Genomic DNA, 398 nt, shown 5'->3' on the forward strand with positions numbered 1-398 from the left:
AAATGTAACAGGCAGCATCCTGTTCAACGGAAAAGGCAATAAATACAGATGTATGCCGCTTGACGAGAACATAATGATCCAGATATCATTGTTTATCAAACGTATTCATGGCACAAATCCTAATCCTACGTGAGTTCGATGAATTCAAAACAATGAAAGCTGTGTATCAACTGTACGTTGTACATTGATACACGGCTTCTTGGGAAACATACAATAAGCAGCGATAGCTCCAAGCAGGTTCACGATGAAATTGTCAAAGCACCTGTGTCTTGAATGTTCCACTTGTGCAATATTCTTCAACTCGTCATTTACCGTTTCTATTATTGCTCGTTTCCTAAGCAGCAGCTTGTCAGACACGCTCATCAAGGCACCTTTCATGTTGTTTTTAAGGTGAATGG

Annotated in this window: 1 protein-coding gene; it reads right to left on the reverse strand. The window is 39.9% G+C overall.

The annotated features are described in order from the left end of the window. Positions 1-144: 144 nt before the first annotated feature. A partial coding sequence (locus tag CIL02_RS05520; RefSeq protein WP_141210138.1) for a transposase occupies positions 145-398 on the reverse strand: 254 nt, incomplete at its 5' end.

Source organism: Prevotella sp. P3-122, assembly GCF_002251365.1.
Lineage (GTDB): Bacteria > Bacteroidota > Bacteroidia > Bacteroidales > Bacteroidaceae > Prevotella.